The sequence below is a fragment of the Rhodohalobacter sp. 614A genome, from assembly GCF_021462415.1.
In the GTDB taxonomy this organism is placed as follows: domain Bacteria; phylum Bacteroidota; class Rhodothermia; order Balneolales; family Balneolaceae; genus Rhodohalobacter.
Genome location: NZ_JAKEDS010000001.1, coordinates 1389585 through 1408491, shown reverse-complemented (window position 1 = coordinate 1408491; position 18907 = coordinate 1389585). Strand labels below are relative to the sequence as shown.

15 protein-coding genes and 2 tRNA genes are annotated in these 18907 nt (G+C 42.6%); 7 read left to right on the top strand and 10 right to left on the bottom strand.

The window, feature by feature from the left end; all coding sequences use genetic code 11:
- Positions 1-28 precede the first annotated feature (28 nt).
- Complete coding sequence (locus tag L0B18_RS05625; RefSeq protein ID WP_234569465.1) at positions 29-556, bottom strand: ComEA family DNA-binding protein; 528 nt, start codon at positions 554-556, stop codon at positions 29-31.
- A gap of 144 nt (positions 557-700) precedes the next feature.
- Here L0B18_RS05625 and L0B18_RS05620 point away from each other — a divergent pair, with 144 nt between their 5' ends.
- Positions 701-1501 carry an alpha/beta fold hydrolase gene (locus tag L0B18_RS05620; protein WP_234569462.1) on the top strand — a complete coding sequence of 267 codons (801 nt, stop codon included), beginning with the start codon at positions 701-703 and terminating at the stop codon, positions 1499-1501.
- On the opposite strand, the gene L0B18_RS05615 is transcribed toward L0B18_RS05620, so the two are convergent.
- Positions 1502-1672 (bottom strand): hypothetical protein, encoded by a 171-nt coding sequence (locus L0B18_RS05615; protein ID WP_234569458.1) that lies wholly within the window; start codon positions 1670-1672, stop codon positions 1502-1504.
- A gap of 162 nt (positions 1673-1834) precedes the next feature.
- On the opposite strand from L0B18_RS05615, the gene L0B18_RS05610 reads away from it, so the two are divergent.
- Positions 1835-2572, top strand: a complete 738-nt coding sequence (locus L0B18_RS05610) for an NYN domain-containing protein (protein ID WP_234569455.1) — start codon at positions 1835-1837, stop codon at positions 2570-2572.
- A gap of 15 nt (positions 2573-2587) precedes the next feature.
- Here the strand turns inward: L0B18_RS05610 and L0B18_RS05605 are convergent, their stop codons facing one another.
- The 6 genes from L0B18_RS05605 to L0B18_RS05580 form a co-directional block, all read right to left on the bottom strand.
- The gene (locus tag L0B18_RS05605; protein ID WP_234569453.1) at positions 2588-3334 is read right to left on the bottom strand and encodes a glycosyltransferase family 2 protein; all 747 of its coding nucleotides are present in this window, start codon (positions 3332-3334) and stop codon (positions 2588-2590) included.
- A gap of 17 nt (positions 3335-3351) precedes the next feature.
- Positions 3352-4503 carry a glycosyltransferase gene (locus tag L0B18_RS05600; protein ID WP_234569450.1) on the bottom strand — a complete coding sequence of 384 codons (1152 nt, stop codon included), beginning with the start codon at positions 4501-4503 and terminating at the stop codon, positions 3352-3354.
- 757 nt (positions 4504-5260) lie between these two features.
- A tRNA-Arg gene (locus L0B18_RS05595) sits at positions 5261-5334 on the bottom strand.
- A 94-nt stretch (positions 5335-5428) separates the two neighbouring features.
- A tRNA-Arg gene (locus L0B18_RS05590) sits at positions 5429-5505 on the bottom strand.
- A gap of 145 nt (positions 5506-5650) precedes the next feature.
- On the bottom strand, positions 5651-5881 hold the full coding sequence (locus tag L0B18_RS05585; protein WP_234569447.1) for a hypothetical protein: 231 nt from the start codon (positions 5879-5881) through the stop codon (positions 5651-5653).
- Between the two features lie 162 nt (positions 5882-6043).
- On the bottom strand, positions 6044-9328 hold the full coding sequence (locus L0B18_RS05580; protein ID WP_234569445.1) for a S41 family peptidase: 3285 nt from the start codon (positions 9326-9328) through the stop codon (positions 6044-6046).
- Between the two features lie 248 nt (positions 9329-9576).
- Here L0B18_RS05580 and L0B18_RS05575 point away from each other — a divergent pair, with 248 nt between their 5' ends.
- Positions 9577-10356, top strand: a complete 780-nt coding sequence (locus tag L0B18_RS05575) for a 3-keto-disaccharide hydrolase (protein ID WP_234569441.1) — start codon at positions 9577-9579, stop codon at positions 10354-10356.
- Between the two features lie 183 nt (positions 10357-10539).
- The gene (locus L0B18_RS05570; protein ID WP_234569438.1) at positions 10540-11082 is read left to right on the top strand and encodes a YceI family protein; all 543 of its coding nucleotides are present in this window, start codon (positions 10540-10542) and stop codon (positions 11080-11082) included.
- Between the two features lie 181 nt (positions 11083-11263).
- Here the strand turns inward: L0B18_RS05570 and ahcY are convergent, their stop codons facing one another.
- On the bottom strand, positions 11264-12565 hold the full coding sequence (gene ahcY, locus L0B18_RS05565; protein WP_234569435.1) for an adenosylhomocysteinase: 1302 nt from the start codon (positions 12563-12565) through the stop codon (positions 11264-11266).
- An 80-nt stretch (positions 12566-12645) separates the two neighbouring features.
- The gene (locus tag L0B18_RS05560) at positions 12646-13188 is read right to left on the bottom strand and encodes a TlpA family protein disulfide reductase (protein ID WP_234569423.1); all 543 of its coding nucleotides are present in this window, start codon (positions 13186-13188) and stop codon (positions 12646-12648) included.
- A gap of 165 nt (positions 13189-13353) precedes the next feature.
- Here L0B18_RS05560 and lhgO point away from each other — a divergent pair, with 165 nt between their 5' ends.
- The 3 genes from lhgO to L0B18_RS05545 all read left to right on the top strand — a co-directional run bounded on the left by lhgO (position 13354) and on the right by L0B18_RS05545 (position 18899).
- The gene (gene lhgO / locus L0B18_RS05555) at positions 13354-14556 is read left to right on the top strand and encodes an L-2-hydroxyglutarate oxidase (protein ID WP_234569378.1); all 1203 of its coding nucleotides are present in this window, start codon (positions 13354-13356) and stop codon (positions 14554-14556) included.
- Positions 14557-14571: 15 nt separating this feature from the next.
- Positions 14572-17430, top strand: a complete 2859-nt coding sequence (locus L0B18_RS05550; protein WP_234569375.1) for an FAD-binding and (Fe-S)-binding domain-containing protein — start codon at positions 14572-14574, stop codon at positions 17428-17430.
- Positions 17431-17567: 137 nt separating this feature from the next.
- Positions 17568-18899 carry an LVIVD repeat-containing protein gene (locus tag L0B18_RS05545; protein WP_234569372.1) on the top strand — a complete coding sequence of 444 codons (1332 nt, stop codon included), beginning with the start codon at positions 17568-17570 and terminating at the stop codon, positions 18897-18899.
- Positions 18900-18907 lie beyond the last annotated feature (8 nt).

Here is an 18907-nt window from a genome sequence, read left to right as displayed (position 1 = left end):
TAAGTGATTCTGGCAATTTTTTCGAGAATTACTGAAGTGTGATTAAAGGTTTTATTTTTGCCAGGCGTTTTTCTCCAATTCCTTTTATCTCGAGTAGCTGATCTTTAGACGTAAAAGAACCATTTTCATCCCGCCACGTTACTATTCTGCCCGCATAAGCCGGACCAATCCCCGGCAATTCCTGCAATTTTTCGCTACTAGCTGTATTGATATTTATCATCTCTCCGAAATCTTCGGCTGGAGATTCCTTTTCTGTCGTGTCCGGTTCCATAATCTCCAGGGCCGAAGCTCCCGTTACTGAAACTGCTACAGGGATTTCCTCATCGGGCTCGTATCTCGCCATAATCAGATCTTTCTCAGACTGAATGGCTTGACTCTTCTCCCGGAAAATTTGTTCTAGTTTACGATACTCATCTTCATCATAATTCGGTTCCGGATTCAGAAATGTTTGTACTCCGCTCAGCATTACCAGTAAAATCAGCAAACCGGATACGGCGATTCTCTCGCTTCTCTTTATCTCCAGTTTTTCAATCAGGAAAAATAGTTTTCTTCTCATAAATCCTCTCTTTCTGGAACCAACGTTTTTCTTTTCGGTTCGAAAACAAAATTCAACAACTCTTGAAACCAATTCTCAAAAACCTTCTCAGGTTCTGTATATTTATGAACCAGAATTTCTGAATCCCTTACAATTTTTTTATAAATGGAATCAAACAGCTTTGAATGTGAAAAAGGCTCACTAGCCTGGTACAAAATCGGAACAGGAAAACCGGTATTGATTTTACACGGATGGGGAAGTGACTCGAAAGTAATGATGCCGATGGCAAAACAGATTCAGAATCTCCGAACAAGTTACTTGGTTGATTTCCCCGGATTCGGCGGTTCTCCCGAGCCGAAATTAACCTGGACGGTAGATGATTATGCAGACATCGTTGAGGAATTCGCATCCAAAAAAATTGAAGAGCCACAGTTCGATCTCATCGTTCATTCATTCGGAGCAAGAGTGGCACTAAAGCTGCTCACGCGGCCGGAAATCAGCCCAAGAATTGACAAAGTGGTTTTTACGGGAGCAGCCGGCCTCAAACCGAAACGAAGTGCTTCTTTTTACCTGAAAAAATACACCGCCAAAACCCTGAAGCTACCCTTCTATCTATTGCCCCAAAACCTGAGGGAGAAAGGACTGGACAAACTCCGGAAAACCTCCCTTTGGAAAAGTCTTGGCTCATCTGATTACCAAAAATTATCAGGAGTAATGAGGCAGACGTTCGTTGCTTGTGTGAATGAATATCTCGATCACCTGTTACCCAATGTTCAACAGGAAATTCTTCTTATCTGGGGAGAAAATGATACAGCAACTCCTATGGATCAGGGAAAACGAATGGAAAAATTATTTAAAGATAGTGCTTTGGTTGTGATCAATGGAGCCAGCCATTATGCTTTTTTGGATAAACCCAAGCAATTTTCTGCTATCCTCCAAGCCTATCTTGAGCCCGCGAATAATTGATTAGACTTTCAGCTTATAGCTGGTGCACGGGCCTTCTTCTTTCCCGTTTTTTTCACAGTCTTCACGCTTCTCAAAACCTTCAGTGGCGTAAGCGAGAATGTCGCCCTTTTTATTGGTTCGTCTCCATCTCCATTCTCCTTTCACATCCTGGTAAATTTCACACTTCGGCATGGTCATCTATTTGTGTTAACACTTATATCTATATTTAAAAGGACTCCTTTTTTTCAGCCAGATTCAACAATTTTTGGGATTTTAGGCTTTTAAACATTTAAAAAACCTTATCTTAAGTCCTTAGCACCACTCATTGAAACGATAATTTGTCGAAAACATTCCATGGACACCGGTTCAACCCAAAAACTTGCCATTCTGATAGATGCCGACAATGCACAGCCTTCCATCACTGAAAACCTTTTAGCTGAAATTGCAAAATATGGCACCGCTAACGTAAAACGTATTTATGGGGACTGGACTCAACCTCAACTCCGCGGATGGAAGGAGATCCTGCTCGAACATTCCATTCAACCTATCCAGCAGTTTGGTTATACAAGAGGCAAAAATGCTACCGACAGCGCGTTAATTATTGATGCAATGGATCTTTTGTATACCGGAAAGTTTGATGGATTTTGTCTTGTTTCAAGCGATAGTGATTTTACAAAGCTGGCCGCACGTATTCGTGAAGCGGGACTTGTTGTATACGGATTTGGAGAAAAGAAAACTCCGGATCCTTTTGTAGCCGCCTGTGATAAATTTATCTACACGGAAGTTTTGGTTGAAGAGGATGAAGAGAAAGATCAGCGAAAACGAAGAGCAACAAACGACCTCAAACAAGACACCAAACTTGTCAACCTGGTTCGGAATGCAATCGAAGCATCCTCAGATGAAAGCGGATGGGCACATCTTGCCCCGGTGGGCAGCTTCATCGCCAAACAATCACCCGGTTTTGATCCCAGGAATTACGGATATAAAAAACTTGGCGAACTGATTAAAGCCATTGATCTTTTTGAAATGGAAGAGAGAAAAGTGGGTGACGGACATTCAAAAGTGGTCTATATCAGGGACAAAAGAAAATAAGCCTCTCCTGTCATTTTACCAGCCAATATACTCATTAATGCTCATCCACCGGGATGATACAGAGTTTTCTGAAGATTGATTTTCACGGCGCTGAAGATCCAGTCTTTTTTTCAGCAGCCATGCCATGCCGGAGTGGCGCGAATTTTTATGATGGGTTAAATTATTTGCATGCTTACGATAATGCAGAACAACTTCTTCCACTTTCTTTTTTTGAATCTTTTTATCCCACGCCCGCACAAACCAATCTGTATCTTCATTAAAATGTAGATTTTCGTCGAATAAGCCTACAGTTTCAAATACTGTGCGACGAAAAACAGCGCTTCCCAAATTCACAGAGTAATAGGGAGAACCCGTTTTCTCAAAGATGCCGGCATTTTTATTCTCACCAATCCGTTTCAAATCTTGAATTCGCCCCTGCACCATATCGTATTGCGGATTCTCTTCCAGTACGTTCACCTGGTGCGCCAACTGGTTCTCTGTCCATAAATCATCTACATCCAAAAAAGCGATATATTTACCCCGGGATTTACGAAATCCCGTATTCCTGGCTGAAGCCGGTCCGCGATTCGGTTGGTATACATACTGCACGTCATCTATTTGTTGGATGATTTCTTTTGAGGAATCTTCAGAACCATCATCCACAAAAATAATTTCTTTTGAAGGGTAGTCCTGTTGTTCTACATTTCGGAAAACATCAGCAACAAAATCTTCGCCATTAAACACAGGAATAATAATACTTACCAGCGGGGCTTGTGAATTCACAGACTTTGTTAATTATATCAGGTTTGGTCAGATGTTTCTTCTCCGATGCTTTTTTTAGCAATCAAACTGTTGAACGAATTCTCAAGTGATTTTCTGGCGGCCGAGAATGAAAAATCACGATCAACAATTTCCATTCCTCTGTAAGAGAGCTTATTCCATAACTTCTCATTTTCATAGAGTTCTGCAACTGCATCACAAAAATCTTCGGGATTATCTGCGACAAGCATGCCATCTTCATGGTTTGTAATTCCTTCCGCAGCAATAGATGAACCCACCGCGGGCACTCCATATCCCAAACTCAACAAAACCTTCCCTTTAACACCGGCGCCATACCGGAGCGGAGCAATTGTAAGCTTTGCTTTATGGAGATAGGGAGCTATATCGGGCACATAATCTGTAACCACCAAATGTCCGTCAGATGAAGATTTTAGCCATTCAGGGGGATCAGAACCAATAATTGTAATCCCGGCTTCCGGCAACCTCTTTTTTAACAACGGATAAATATCTTTATGAAAATAATTCATAGCATCGCCATTGGGCTGATGTGAAAATGCACCAATAAAAAGAATTCCGCTACGGTCTGAAAATCTTCGGCTGGAAGGATATGTTTCGTGAATATTTGATACGATATGAATCTTGCACCCGGGGCATTCTTCATGTAAGATTTTCCGTTCTGCCGTGCTCACAACCCATGTACAATCGGCTTTTTTAACCAGCGACAATTCATCTCGCTTCGCCAGAAGCGAGGTTTGCAGAAGTTTTATATTGCCGGTTATTTTCGATGCCCGGTAGCCACGCAAAAAATGTAAATCGATCGTGTCAAAAATGATTACTGCATCCGGAGCCATTTCACGAATCCTGTCAAAATAGCGATTTGCTGTTATAAGCCTGCTCAAAATGATCACATCATATTGTGTGCTGTATTGCTCCAAATGAGCTTCAATAGTCTTGTGTCCATCAAGGAGATCGAGGTTTAAAGAAGAGCATGGCCGCCACAGTTCATGTTTCTGTCTCCATTCCGGATTGTCACCGGCACCGAAGGTTAGCTTGCCGGTTTTCTCTGACAAAATTTTCAGCAAGTTGATCATTCTTAAAGAAGCGCTGTCCCGGTCGGGGGTTGGCATCCAAAGATCGATCACTAAAACATTTAAATTTTTCAAAAAACTCATGAAACTTAAAAATCAATCCACTGTTTCGGGCGAAAGTACATTGTTTAAAAATGAATAAGGCATATTAAATTCCTCATATAATTATGAGATCAAAATATGCTTCCGTATTGCAATAAACATCCATTTTTAACAGGCTATATCATGAAATTTACCATTTCTATTTATGCTCTTCGTTACTGATTTACGGATACGTATGTAGGGATTTTTCAACAAGCAATACCTCTTGAAGCAGACACGGAGCTGGAGTATCGGCGTCCATTATTCTATCAGGATGGAATTGATTTTCATTCGAGATTTATTACAAAAAAATCTAAAAATGAGTTAGGGGTGTCTGCCCTGTTTACCTGTATTATGAACGCGCTTTAATAGCGTCTCTCTTGATGAATAGTCAGGGCATCACACCGGATACGTGTGATGCCTCATTTTTGTAAGAATTTTTTTCTTCTACGTTTTTTTCATGACAAAAAAAGCCTTTGGCGGATCAGAAGTTAATGACTGCCAAAGGCTTATATTTTTTGGACCAGGAATGGAACTCTACGGGCTTATATGTTTTAGTCTTGACTCGTTTAAGCAAAAATAAGTGATGTCTATACTCCTCTTTTATTTGGGATAAAAATCAAATCGCCCCCTCCGGATGCAACTTCAGGAAGTAATACCCAACCACTTTTCCGAGAGTATTACATTTAAAATAGAATGCCATAATTGGATATAAAAAAAGCCCCTGTGAATTCGTTGTTTCACAGGGGCTTTTATTTTGTACACCCGACAAGATTCGAACTTGTAACCGCCTGATTCGTAGTCAGGTACTCTATCCAGTTGAGCTACGGGTGCAAAAGAGATAAATATCGAATATTGAACAAAGATTTAGGAATGAGTAAGGTTTGTTCAACATCCTTAATTCCTTGTTCTCTATTCGGCATTCAAATGGTACGCCCGGAAGGATTCGAACCCTCAACCTTCTGATCCGAAGTCAGACGCTCTATCCGGTTGAGCTACGGGCGCAAACAAAATCAATATGACAATTTCAGGTCTCCCTGAAAAATCAAAGATTAGAAAAATAAGCGTTTTCAGATTGGGAAACAACCGAACCAATCCCCGAAATTTTCTTTCCTCAAAAAGACTTCTGTTTACTCTCAAAAAAAACCCCTTAACCGTCGAGAGTAATATCAATCCTTTCAACCAGGTTTTCATACGCTTCATCCAGTGTATCACCTACTGCAATCAACCGCATTCCGGTTTTGTTGGAAGCACATACTTCTATGGAGAACTCTGGTTTTTTAACGTTCTTCGTTATACGAAAACCTCTGTATCCCTTTGTTTTAAGGATATTTACACGTTCATGAAGCGATGACACTCGTTCCACGTTACTCTCATTCATGGCATCCTCCTTTCTCCTCGTTTTATTACATCACTCTCTTCTAAAAATGAAGGCGTGTTGAGCTTGTAATAATAGATACAGAAAGTTTGTACTCAGGTTCCCATAAATGAAGCCCGGAATTCCTGATGGGAACTCCGGGATAAAAAAATTAAATGACCGTCTTCAGGAATCTCCGTTTAAGCCTCTCGCCGTGCGATCTTCATAAGGTGGAGCCGGTGTCATTTTGTTTGAATTTTCATCCACCATATTCAGTACTTCACGGACCGCCCTTTCCATTTGAGGATCTCTTCCCTCCATCAATGCATTTGGGTCATCCCATACTTCGATATCAGGACGAACCCCTTCACCTTCCCAGAACCAGTGACCATCATTATCATACAAGCGCGCGCCGGGTACCGTAATTCCGCCGCCATCAATCAGTTGATGGCCGGTAGCGGGTCCGACCAAGATTCCAAGTGTACGCTCGCCCACAATCGGTCCGGCTTCCAATTCCTGGAAGGCCCACGGCAAACCGTCGCCGCCAGAACCGGCCCAACCATTAATCAACATGGCCATAGGTCCTGTATTTGTTTGAACGGGATTGGTGTGATCGCGCCCGTGCCGCCAGTGCAGGTTATAAACTACGGGACGTTGCAGCAGTTCAAGGAAACGGTCTGCCAATTGGCCGCCACCGTTGAAGCGCTCATCAATAATAAATCCCTTTTTATCGAGCTGTCCGTAGAACATCCGAACCAATTCTCTCTGTCCCTGGGAAGAAGTGTTCGACATATAAATATATCCCAATTGTCCGTCGGAAAGTGAATCCACCATTTTCCGGTTGTTCTCCACCCATTCCTGGTAGCGCAGTTGAGATTCTTCTCCCGGAGTTAACGTTTCCACAATGACTTCTCTCACATCTTCGGGATCGCCATCGCTACTTACTGTTAAGGATACAGTTTCGTCATCCAATCCTTCAAATGCAGCGTACGGATCTTTATCAGGATTCAGCCGTACTCCATTTACGGCATGAATATAATCCCCTTCGGAGACATCCACTCCCGGGCGATCAAACGGCGAACGAACTTCCGTATCCCACAACGCCGGTTTCACAATTCGTTTGATGCGATACACATCGTCATCAAGCTCCCAATCAATACCCAAAAATCCTGTTCCGCGATATTCTACATTTTCCGTATCACCGCCAAACGTGTAGGTATGGCCTGCACTCAGTTCGGCCTGCATGTTCGATTGAATGTTGGTGACATCCCATCGGGTTCGTGCATCTTCAATCAGCGCTCCGTATCGCTCTTTCATTTCATCCCAATCTACTTGCTGCATTTCGGCATCATAAAAGAAATCACGATATCTGCGCCAAGTATCCGTAAAAATCTGTCTCCACTCCTCTTTCGGCACAAGATTCATCACCAAACCATCCGTTGGAATAGCCTCTTCGATACTTTGCCCTTCCTGCGGTTGAATGACTCCATATTGACCAAAACTTGCAACCAAAATGGCTTTGCCGTCGGCTGTAGGTACTGCTCCATTTACGCCATCCATAATGGTGATTTCTTTTCTTTCTTCTATATCATAAGCCATCAATGAAGGAGGTCCGCCATTGGAACCGGTATTCGGATATCGCATATATACAACTTTTCCTTCAAATGACATCAGGTTGCCGATATTGCCGGCTTGTGGCGGAAGCATTGTAATTCGCGTTTCAAAACCATCAAATTCAATTTCAGTTTTGCCCTCTTCCTCCTCACCTTCTTCTGATGACTCCTCTTCACCATTTTCGTCCGATTCTTCCCCTGATTCTTCATTGAGATCTAACTCATCATTTTCAGGCTGAAGGAGTGAAGGCGTATCCGGCATCAGGCTAATCGATGCAATTTGCGTTGTATTCGGGTAGATCCATGTACCGTCCAAATCAGAATATTCTGCATCAAACTCACGATTGGTTGTGTAGTAGAGATACTTGCCGTCCGGGCTGAAAACAGGATTGTTATCGGAATAAAATCCGCTTGTGGCCTGGTGCAACTCTTCTCCTTCAGTATCAAAGAGCAGGATTACGTTATTGGCATTATCAAGACCTTTAGTAAAGGCAATCCATTTTGAATCCGGCGACCATGAAATAGAATATCCATGTCTCCCTCCGTGGCCAACATTCCAGTAGGTATTCCCGGCTTCTGTAATGTTTCCATTTTCAATTTCTACTATGTAGATGGTGTTGGTTTCATCTATAAATGCAATCTTCTCGCTGTTGGGTGACCAATATAAAGTATAACCGTAACCGTTCTCTCTGCCTGTAAGCTTTTTGGGTTCTTCGTTAGTTGCCACATCTTGCAGATAGATGTTATACTCGCCTTCTTTATCACTCCAGTAGGCAATGTATTTTCCATTGGGCGACCAAGACGGTTCACGGTCAAATGCTCCACTGGACTTGGTCAGATTTCTTGTGAAGCCTTCTTTTGCGGGAACGTTAAAAAGTTCGCCCCTTGCCTCAAATACAATCCGCTTTCCACCGGGCGCGGCCGTCATATTATTGATGTTCCCGCTCACATCTTCGTCTCTTGCCATTTCGTTAGAAAGATCGCTGACCACATTTATCTCAACAGGTGAATATTCATGAGTCTGTAAATCCATCAGGTATAGATCTCCGCCAACCTCAAAAACCAATTCGTCTGGTCCGGCGGACAGAAATGAAATATCAAAATCTTCAAAATTGGTTAGCTGCGAGAATTCACCATTGGTAGTATTATAACTCCAGATATTTAACCGGAAATTCTCTCCCCTGTCCGACAGGAAATAAACTGTATCACCAGCCCAAACCGGTTTTCCGTCATTTAATTCATTTTCTGTGATTCTTTCGGTTTGATGTTCTTCAAAATCGTAAATGATGATTTCCGATGCCAAGCCGCCTTTATAACGCTTAAACGGATAATTTTCAGTTATTTTTGTGATATATGCCAGCTTGTTTCCATCAGGAGAAAAACTTGCCAACTCTCCGTATGGAATCTCAAGCTCTTCAGGAAAACCGCCTTCTTTATCCACCAGGTAAAACTTATTTGAACTGCGCTGGCCCATGTGCCGGCGGGATGCAAACAACAGCCGCTCGCCATCGGGATGCCAATCAATCATGCGATCCGAAAATGAGTGGTAAGTTACCCTTTTTGGAACTCCTCCCTGAACCGGAATTACATAAATATCTTCATTTCCATTATAGCTCGCCGTGTAAGCAATTTCATTTCCATCGGGTGAAAATTTTGGCCATGACTCCTCACCCTGAGATCTCGTAACCTGAACCGCCGTTCCCCCATCCTTCGGCGCCAACCAAATATCTCCTCCATAAACAAAAACAATGTCGGTCTCCGAGACATCCATATACTGCATTAATTTTGCGCTGATTTGTCCAAAAGCAGCGGGTGATAGCAGAAGAAATGCAAAAAACGTGAATAAACTTTTTTTCATAAGACTGGTATTCTTTGATATTTCAGTTAACGAACAGTAAATCCCTTTATCCGATAAAGTAACTAAATCATTAAAAATGACATAGCATCCTTTTGAAGGACGTGCTTTCAGGATCGATAGTTTCACATTCAAGTGCTGTTATTTATCACTTTAAATTTTATTGTTTTTCAATGTCTGAATTCTTATTTCTAACTGTTACTTTCAGAGTAAGGACTTTTTAAATATTCCAATAACCTAAACACGTCTTGATGAAATCTCTGCCTAACCTAACCAACATTATTATATCTTTTTTCACTGCCGGTCTTCTCATTTTCGTTTTTGCTCTCACTTCAACTTCTTCCATTGAAACTCAGCCTTCGCAAAACGAATGGACCTCTCTCTTCAATGGAGATGATCTGTCCGGATGGATTGTTCCTGAAGGTGACGGTGGCCACTGGAAGGTTGTTGACGGGGTGATAGATTACGATGCCATGAGTGAAGCTGAAGATGATAAAGCACTTTGGTCGGAAAAAGAGTACCAGGATTTTGTGCTTAAAGTTGACTGGCGGATCAAAGAAACACCTTACATTAATCCCAATGTGCCGATTATTATGCCGGATGGATCTCACAAACTCGACCAAAATGGCGAAACAATCCGCATGGCTGTACCTGATTCCGACTCAGGAATTTATGTTCGGGGAACATCAAAAGCTCAAATTAATATCTGGAACTGGCCCATTGGCTCCGGCGAAGTGTATGGCTACCGAACCGATTCCTCCCTATCGCAGGAAGTTCGTGCGGGCGTGACCCCCACTATGAATGCTGATCATAATATTGGCGAATGGAATAGTTTTGTGATTACGGTTGAAGACGAATACCTGACCGTTGAATTAAATGGCCACGTCGTTTTGGATAAGGCTCATCTCCCTGGAGTTCCCGAATCCGGGAAAATTGCGCTGCAACACCACGGCAGTAAAGATGCCAATGGCGAATGGAACAGTCCGCCGTCTTTGGTGCAGTTCAAAAATATCTCTATTAAAGAACTATAAAATGCATTTAAGAAACGTAGGGGGAATTCATAATCCCCTTACGTTTTTTCTATCCTATCTCCTTTTAAAAAAAACGAAACTTATCTATAAACATCATCAATAAGTTCTATTTGTTCAGGAATCAATGTTATACTAAATTAGTTTAATATTAAACTAATTGATATTAATCTAACTATTTGAATTATGGCAGCTGACACTTTAACTAAATGGACAATTGATACGGCTCACTCCGAAATCAACTTTAAAGTAAAACACCTTGTGATTTCTACTGTGACTGGGAAATTCAAAACTTTTGTTGCATCTGTTGAAACAGACAACGAAAATTTTGAAGATGCGAAGATAACCTTCGAAGCGGATGTAAACAGTATTGATACCAATAGCTCAGACCGTGACGCACACCTGAAATCTGATGACTTCTTCAATGCAGAAGAGCATCCAAAACTTACATTTGAATCCACTTCTTTCAAGCACATTGGTGAAGGTGAATACAAACTTATTGGAAATCTGACGATTCGCGGAAACACAAAACCCGTTGAATTGGATGCCGTTTATGGCGGAACCGTAACAGATCCCTACGGAAATGTAAAAGCTGGATTTGAAGTAACCGGAAAAATTAATCGAAAAGAGTTTGGCTTAAAATGGAATGGCGTAACGGAGGCCGGAAATCTCGTGGTTTCTGATGAAGTAAAACTGGATCTGAATGTTCAGTTTACCCGAGGTGAATAATAAGAGCCACAAAAAGACATTGTATTTTCTTATCGGCAAAGCGTTTTAAGCCGTAATCAAAAGAAGTCTTGAGATAAATTATATACTGATGTGAAAAGACAGTGTCTCAAAAACTAAAAAGCCCGTCTTGAAATTCAGGACGGGCTTTTCTTTACTTATAGATTTCTTATCTGCAAACAGATTAGTATCTGTAATGATCTGGTTTATAAGGCCCTTGTTTTGGAACCCCGATGTAATCAGATTGTTCTTTTGAAAGTTCTTCTAACTCCACACCGATTTTTTGAAGGTGAAGACGTGCAACTTTCTCATCGAGATGTTTAGGAAGAACATGTACGTCCACTTCAAACTCCTCATTCCAAAGAGCAATCTGTGCAAGAGTTTGATTGGTGAAACTGTTACTCATTACAAAGCTTGGATGGCCTGTTGCATTTCCAAGATTCATGAGTCGTCCTTGCGAAAGAAGAATCAGTTCTTTACCGTCTTCAAACCGAAACAGGTCTACCTGGGGTTTGATATTCTCTTCTTCAGCATTGTCTTTCAGCCATTTTACATCAATCTCATTATCAAAGTGACCAATATTCCCAACAATCGCTTTGTCTTTCATCAGTTTGAAATGCTCTTCAGTCAGGATGTCTTTGTTACCGGTGGCGGTTACAAAAATATCGCCCTCTTTTGCGGCATCGGCCATTCGTTTTACTTCGTATCCATCCATTGCAGCCTGAAGCGCACAAATCGGGTCAATCTCAGTTACGATTACGCGGGCACCGGCTCCTCTCAATGAAGCGGCAGAACCTTTTCCAACATCACCGTAACCGGCTACAACGGCAACTTTTCCGGCCATCATTACATCTGTAGCACGACGAATAGCATCGGCACAGGATTCACGGCAACCATATTTGTTATCAAATTTAGACTTGGTTACAGAATCATTCACATTGATCGCCGGAATGGTAAGCGTTCCTTTTTTCACGCGATCGTAGAGCCGAAGCACGCCGGTAGTTGTCTCTTCAGAAATACCGCGAATTCCTTCGGCCAATTCAGGATAGTTATCCAGCACCACATTGGTGAGATCACCGCCGTCATCCAAAATCATATTTAAAGGTTTTCCGTCCGGGAAGAAAAGTGTCTGTTCAATACACCACTCATATTCTTCTTCGGTCATTCCCTTCCATGCATAAACAGGTACGCCGGCTTTTGCAATCGCTGCAGCGGCGTGATCCTGAGTGGAATAAATGTTGCATGATGACCACTGGACTTCCGCACCGAGTTCAACCAGTGTTTCGATTAAAACAGCCGTCTGAATAGTCATGTGAAGGCAACCGGCAATACGTGCGCCTTTCAGGGGTTTTGATTTACCAAATTCTTCGCGGGTTGCCATCAATCCGGGCATTTCTGCTTCGGCAAGTGAAATTTCCTGCCGGCCAAATTTGGCAAGACCAATATCTTTAACTTTGTAGGGTAATTTTTCTACTTGTTGTTCCATTAAAAAATAGTGTTGTTTTTAAATTTGCTTTTCAATTAACAAACGGATTAAACATAAGGTTCAACCCAAAAATCGATTGATTACTCTTCGATTTCGAAATATTGAGCCAATAACTCTTTCGTTTTTTCGTAATCGGCTTCTCTTCCGTAGGATCCCATTTCAATGGTAATGAGATTTCCATCCGGATCTATAAATACTTTGAAAGGAATGCCCTGACCTCCCAACCTGTCAAAAATATCATTCTCATCATACAAAAATTCAAAATCATAATCATTCCGCTCAACAAATTGTTTTGCCTCTTCGGGGCCTTCGTTGAGTCCTACAGTTACGGCCAAAACTTCAAACTTATCCGGATGTTCACTGCGAAGATCCTGCATCGCGGGAAAAACCTGCAAACAGGGTCCGCACCAGGTTTCCCAAAAATCAATAAGAACGAGCTTTCCTTCATACTCACCCACACTCACTTCATTGCCATCCAGATCCGTAAAGACCGCATTTTCAACAATACTTTCTTCTGAATCGTTTTCCTGATTTTGTGCTTGTTGCTGCGAATCCGATTCGCCACCACAACCGGCCAAAATCAATGAAAACAAAAAGATTAATAGAAGATTTACTTTTTTCATTCTGTTAATTCCTTTAAAGATTAAGCCGTAAAAATAACAGGATTTACGGTAAAATGTTTAATGATTATCTAATGGTTCTATTCGCTATGAATGTGCCGCTTTTATATCAGGTTAATAGCAATACAATTCTTATATTTATATGTTTGAATTTAAAACGTACTGCTAATGGTTTATGATTTTTTGGTAGCCGGAGCCGGTATCGTAGGATTGTCGACAGCGTATAAACTTTCCAAGAAATTCCCGGACTCCTCCATCCTTGTTTTGGAAAAAGAGGACAGAGTCGCAGCACATCAAACGGGTCATAATTCGGGAGTTATTCATTCCGGGATTTACTATCAACCCGGGAGCTACAAGGCTAAAAATTGCATCGACGGACGCCACCAGATCGTTGATTACTGCAAGGAGAACGGGATTGAGCACGATATTTGTGGAAAAGTAATCGTTGCATCAACCGAAGATGACCTCCCCAGATTGAACGGTTTGTATGAGCGTGGCCTTCAAAATGAAATTGAAAACATTCGTTTAATCGACAATAAAGAGTTAAAAGAAATTGAGCCATATGTGGCCGGTGTTCAGGCTATATATGTTCCGTGTGCCGGTATTGTTGATTTTACAGGTGTCTGCCAGTCTCTTCATCATAAACTTTCCGAAGCCGGACAATCCGTTCAGTTTAAAAGTCCTGTACGAAGCGTGCATCAAACCAACGGATGCTTAACGGTTCAATCCACAAAAGAGAATTTTAAAACCAGGCATTTTATAAACTGCACGGGCCTGCACAGCGACCGCGTTGCGCGATCGGCCGGAATCAAACCCAATATTAAAATTGTACCATTTCGGGGTGAGTATTATGAGCTCACCACCCAAGCCGAACATAAAGTAAAAGGTTTGATTTACCCGATGCCAAACCCCGAGTTCCCATTTCTGGGTGTCCACTTTACGCGAATGGCTCTCGGCGGAGTAGAGTGCGGGCCGAATGCTGTTTTTGCTTTCAAGCGAGAAGGTTATAAAAAGACCTCCTTCAACCTCAAAGACACTCTCGAAACGTTTGATTTCCCCGGTTTCTGGAAGCTTGCCGGAAAGCATTGGCAAATGGGGCTCGACGAAATGTATCGATCGTTTTCGAAAAAAGGATTTCTAAAAAATCTCAGGAAATTAATTCCGTCCATCCAGGCAGAAGATCTGAAAACATCGCCTTCCGGGGTTCGTGCAATGGCTTTGCAGCCTAATGGCGAATTGCTCGATGACTTTTATTTTGAAACGACCGAACGTGAAATTCATGTACTGAATGCTCCGAGTCCGGCTGCCACTGCAGGGCTTTCCATTGGGGATGAAATTGTTGAGAAAGCCAGGGCTTCATTTTCACTTTAGAAGAATACCATTCGAATGGCCAGCATTGAAACGAGTTCTCTAATCAGAAGGCTCTACGCCACCGATGCCTCCATCTACGAAGAGCTTCCACAAGGGGTGGCTTTTCCGAAAACACTTGAGGATATTTGTGATCTGGTTAAAAAATCGAAGAAAGAGGGATTTACGATCACAGCCCGAAGCGCCGGAACCAGTCTTGCGGGTCAGACAACCGGAAATGGTGTCATTATGGATGTTTCGCGGCACATAACCGCCATTCATCAAATCGATTCTGAAAACCATTTTGCACATGTTCAGCCCGGCGTCATTCGGGATACTCTCAATCGTGAAGCCGCAAAATATAAACTGCAGTTTGGGCCCGATACAGCCACTACAAATCGCTGTATGCTCGGAGGCATGATCGGAAACAATTCCTGTGGATCGTTTTCCATCAAACATAAAACTACCCGGGAACACATTCTTGAGATTGAAGCGGTTTTGAGTGATGGATCAACTACTGTTTTCAAGCCGCTTTCTCAAAAAGAATTGGATGAAAAATGCAAACTCGATACTCTTGAGGGAAAGATCTATCGGGAAATGCTGGAGCTTTTAAAAACGCATAAAGATTCTGTTTTTGAACATTTTCCCCACCCGGATATCATCCGGCGAAATACCGGTTATGCGTTAGATCGTCTTTGTGAAATGGATCCTATCACACCCGGCGGCCGGCCTTTTAATCTTGCAGAACTTCTCTGTGGAAGTGAAGGAACTTTGGCAATGACTGCATCGGCAAAAGTAAATCTCGCTCCGCTCCCGTCTCAAAAAACGTTGATTATTCCCCAGTTCCGATCCCTTCATGAGGCTATGCTTGCAACTGTTGAGGCTGTAAAATGGGCTCCGTCTGCGGTTGAACTTGTGGATGATATTATTCTCGATGCCACGAAAGGAAATATTGAACAGCGAAAAAATCGATTCTTTTTAGAAAATTCCCCAAAATGTATTTTGATCATCCAGTTTGAAGGCGAAGATGCTGATAAACTTTCGCAAAAAAACCTTGAACTGAAAGCCAGACTTGAAGAACTGGGCCTTGGTTATGCTTACCCGATATTAACGGATAATGACAAAATGCAACGGGTCTGGGATCTCAGAAAAGCCGGACTTGGTCTCTTGATGGGGCTCGGCAGTGATTCTAAATCCCCCACATTTGTTGAAGATACCGCCGTTCGGGTTGAAGACTTGCCGGAGTATGTAAAAGAGTTTCAACAAATTCTCGACAGGCACAACACATCCTGTGTGTTTTATGCACATGCTTCGGTTGGTGAATTGCACCTTCGTCCCGTTTTGGATATAAGTAATCCGGCCGGCCTCCAGAAAATGAAGGACATTGCCCAGGAGGTCGCGGATCTTGTAAAAAAATATCGGGGTTCTCTTTCCGGTGAGCATGGCGATGGCCGGACGCGCGCACCTTACATCGAAACTGTTTTGGGCAGTGAGATGATTCCCCTGCTTCGACAGGTGAAAGAAATTTGGGATCCCGAATATCGGTTCAATCCGGGTAAAATCATCAATCCAAAGCCGATTGATACAGATTTACGATTTCCTCCCACGTATCAAAAACCGAAAGTGGATACCGTTTTTAATTGGCGCCAAACCGACGGTTTTGGTTCAGCAATTGAATTATGCAATGGAGCTGGAGTCTGCCGGAAATTAGCTGAAAGCGGCGGAACAATGTGCCCGTCTTATCATGCCACGCGAGATGAAAAAGATACTACCCGCGGACGTGCCAATCTTTTCCGGCAACTTTTTTCGGGTGAAAATCCGGAAGGTTTTGAGGGAGAAGATTTGAAAGAAGCTTTAAGCCTTTGCCTCAGTTGTAAAGCTTGCAAAAGTGAGTGTCCTGCCAATGTGGATATGGCCAAAATGAAAACGGAATTCATGAATGGCTGGCATGAAAAAAAAGGGGCTTCATTGGCTGAAAAGTTCTTTGGACGGCCCGAAAAATTATATCCTCTGGCATCTACTTTTGCGAAGAGTACAAATTTCATCACCAATCAAGCCCCGGTTAAGAAAGCTTTTGAAAAGATTGTGGGAATTGATTCCCGGCGAAAACTTCCTGAATTCGCTTCTGAAACATTTGAGAAATGGTTCAAGAAAAACGGAGATGATTTTCGAAATGAAGCGGGTCAGCAGGTTGTACTCCTGGTTGATATATTTACGAACTACCATGAACCGGATATTGCCAAAGCTGCTTTAAAGGTTTTGACTTCTCTTGGGTTCAATGTGCTGGTGCCGGGAATTTGGCCAACCGGACGACCACAGCTGTCCAAGGGATTTTTGAAGGAAGCGAAATCAATCTGTTTTGAAAACATCAACCGTTTTGCGGCTTTTGCCGATCAGGATATTCCAATGGTTGGTTTGGAGCCCAGCGAAGTGCTGACTCTCCGGGATGAATATTTGGATTTGTGTGATGAAGCCGACATCAAAAAAGCGGAAGAAATTGCTGCCAAATCGTTTCTCTTTGAAGAGTTCATTTACACGGAACTCGCTTCGGAAGAAGCCAGGAATTTTGGCAAAAATCGCAAGGTGTATATCCACGGACATTGCCATACCAAAGCGCTTGTCGGTAACGACCCGATGGTTCAAATGTTCAAACAGTTTGGATTTGAACCTGTTGAATTACAAACCGGATGCTGTGGAATGGCCGGAAGTTTTGGGTATGAAAAAGAAAAATACGACGTTTCTATGCAAGTCGGCGAGCAGACCTTGTTTCCGGCTCTTCGTGATCTTCCCGATGATTCACTGGTTTGCGCTTCTGGATTTTCCTGCCGGCATCAAATTGCAGATGGAGTAAGCCGACAGGCACAGCACCCGGCCGTTCTTTTGGCGAATAGTTTATAGCTCTTCTAAAGCATTCCCTCAACATCCTCTTTTTTAGACAGTTGGCTTGTGCTTAAACAGCAATTTTAGCCCCATTCATAGGTATGGCTCTGTTTCAGGGTGTATCAAAAGAAAACATCAACCAAAATACTTGAGCTATGAAAAGAGTATGGGGCAGTTCGTTTAAAAAATCATCAGGACGACGTTATTTTTTACTTTTCACCTTTTTTCTTGCCATTGGGGCGTCATTCAATTCATGTGAAGATGTTCGCGTTCAAACCATTCGGTGGATTGAATATGAACCTGTATACATGAGTGAAACGGAGTTTATCAATTCTGTGGCACTTGAAGTAGCCCACGATCTCCAGCGCCCGGGAAAAATTTACTTTTACAACGGATACCTTTTTGTGAATGAAGTAAATGAGGGAATCCACATTATTGACAACCGCGATCCATCTGCTCCTCTCAATATCGGTTTCATCAATATTCCTGCCAATAAAGATATTGCCGTGAAAGGTAATCGCCTGTACGCCGATTCGCAGAAAGACCTGTTGGTTTTTGACATCAGTAATCTCCAACAACCAGAACTCCTTAAAAGAATGGAGGGAATTTTTAATAACTCAGCCGAAATTCCGCCCGGATTTACAACCCAGTCAATTGATCCTTCAAAAGGAATTCTCGTGGACTGGAAACCGGTGATAAGAGAAGAAGTTTGCGAAACGGATTGCGGATCTCACCCGGCACGTCCCTGGCGATGTGTGGATTGTGAAGTATTTTTGTTAGACAGTTTCAACCGTAGTGCAGATGCTTCATTCGGTGCCAATTCTGGCGGAACAGGCGGTTCAATGGCCCGGTTTACGATTACCGGCGATCATCTTTATACGGTGGACCACTCCACTCTCTCAACCTTCGATATCTCCGGCTCCGCTGTACTTGTAGATAAAATTAGTGTTGGATGGGCCATTGAAACTATTTTTCCGCATAAAGACAATCTGTTTATCGGGTCGGCATCTGCCATGTACATTTTCGACATCACAAATCCCCTCTCGCCACAACAGCTTTCCATATATCCGCATACAACCGCCTGCGATCCTGTAGTTGTTGAAGGAGATTTTGCATTTGTAACCTTGCGAGACGGAGATCGCTGTCCACGCGGGGTCAACCGTCTGGAGGTCATTGATGTGAAAGATCTGACCAATCCTAAGAAAACAGCTTTTTATGACATGATCAGCCCGCATGGCTTGGGAATTGACGGCGATGTTTTGTTTGTAAGTGAAGGCGAACATGGCCTGAAAATCATGGATGCCAAAAAACCGAAAGACATTAAACTGCTGCGGCATATCAAAGATTTAAAAACCTATGATGTGATACCGCTCAATGGTGTTTTAATGGTTACCGGCGATGACGGAATTGTGCAATATGATTACAGTGATATTGATGACCTGCGACGCCTCAGTACCATACCGGTGGTAGCAAATGATACGGAATAGAGGCATTT

Excerpts from the sequence above, each read along its gene's own strand:
- L0B18_RS05600 (WP_234569450.1), bottom strand. The coding sequence starts at position 4,503 with ATGAGTTTTTTGAAAAATTTAAATGTTTTAGTGATCGATCTTTGGATG.
- ahcY (WP_234569435.1), bottom strand. The coding sequence starts at position 12,565 with ATGGAACAACAAGTAGAAAAATTACCCTACAAAGTTAAAGATATTGGT.
- L0B18_RS05615 (WP_234569458.1), bottom strand. The coding sequence starts at position 1,672 with ATGCCGAAGTGTGAAATTTACCAGGATGTGAAAGGAGAATGGAGATGG.
- L0B18_RS05545 (WP_234569372.1), top strand. The coding sequence starts at position 17,568 with ATGAAAAGAGTATGGGGCAGTTCGTTTAAAAAATCATCAGGACGACGT.
- lhgO (WP_234569378.1), top strand. The coding sequence starts at position 13,354 with ATGGTTTATGATTTTTTGGTAGCCGGAGCCGGTATCGTAGGATTGTCG.
- L0B18_RS05620 (WP_234569462.1), top strand. The coding sequence starts at position 701 with ATGGAATCAAACAGCTTTGAATGTGAAAAAGGCTCACTAGCCTGGTAC.
- L0B18_RS05570 (WP_234569438.1), top strand. The coding sequence starts at position 10,540 with ATGGCAGCTGACACTTTAACTAAATGGACAATTGATACGGCTCACTCC.
- L0B18_RS05550 (WP_234569375.1), top strand. The coding sequence starts at position 14,572 with ATGGCCAGCATTGAAACGAGTTCTCTAATCAGAAGGCTCTACGCCACC.
- L0B18_RS05575 (WP_234569441.1), top strand. The coding sequence starts at position 9,577 with ATGAAATCTCTGCCTAACCTAACCAACATTATTATATCTTTTTTCACT.
- L0B18_RS05560 (WP_234569423.1), bottom strand. The coding sequence starts at position 13,188 with ATGAAAAAAGTAAATCTTCTATTAATCTTTTTGTTTTCATTGATTTTG.
- L0B18_RS05585 (WP_234569447.1), bottom strand. The coding sequence starts at position 5,881 with ATGAATGAGAGTAACGTGGAACGAGTGTCATCGCTTCATGAACGTGTA.
- L0B18_RS05625 (WP_234569465.1), bottom strand. The coding sequence starts at position 556 with ATGAGAAGAAAACTATTTTTCCTGATTGAAAAACTGGAGATAAAGAGA.
- L0B18_RS05610 (WP_234569455.1), top strand. The coding sequence starts at position 1,835 with ATGGACACCGGTTCAACCCAAAAACTTGCCATTCTGATAGATGCCGAC.
- L0B18_RS05580 (WP_234569445.1), bottom strand. The coding sequence starts at position 9,328 with ATGAAAAAAAGTTTATTCACGTTTTTTGCATTTCTTCTGCTATCACCC.